Here is a 562-nt window from a genome sequence, read left to right as displayed (position 1 = left end):
GCGAAGTGGTAATGGGTTGTTGACCGGCTTTTAAAATGGCACCGGAAATAACGACTTTTTGACTGGCAAAGCGCAAAACACTCAAGTCAACCTGGGGGCTGTCGACGAATTGAGTCAGGCGCTCGGCAATAAAACCGCGTAGCTCCTCGATGGTTTTGCCTTCGGCATGAATATTGCCGATATAGGGGTAAAACATGGTGCCGTCCGGGCGTACCAGGCGACCGTTCGCATCAATTTGCTGTTGCGCACCCGATGGTGCAGTCAACTCCGGATGGTCCCACACGGTGATGTACAACACATCATTGGCGCCAATCCGGTAAGCCCCCGGCTTGAACGCCAACAACTCGGCGGGCACCGAGGCTTGCACTTTTGTCGCCGCGTTCTGGGCAATCAGTTTGGGCGTTATCGGAATCAGCTCGATCCGACTGCTTTCCGGTGAGCCATCACGGCCGATCTGGCTGGTATCCAGGTGTTGACCGGGTGAGAACATACAGCCTTGCAGGGCAATACCTGCAAGCACAGCGAGCGACAAACTACGAATCATGATTGAGGACACTTGTGG

At 54.6% G+C, this 562-nt stretch carries 1 protein-coding gene; it reads right to left on the bottom strand.

Annotated features, from left to right (window positions below; translation table 11 throughout):
* On the bottom strand, positions 1-544 hold a 544-nt coding region (locus AC1DVH_RS32525; RefSeq protein ID WP_477757228.1), incomplete at its 3' end, for a polysaccharide biosynthesis/export family protein.
* Positions 545-562: the final 18 nt, after the last annotated feature.

This window comes from Pseudomonas sp. P4_C3 (assembly GCF_056402075.1).
The sequence above is the reverse complement of the archived record's forward strand: the minus strand, read 5'-3'. Positions and strand labels throughout refer to the sequence as shown.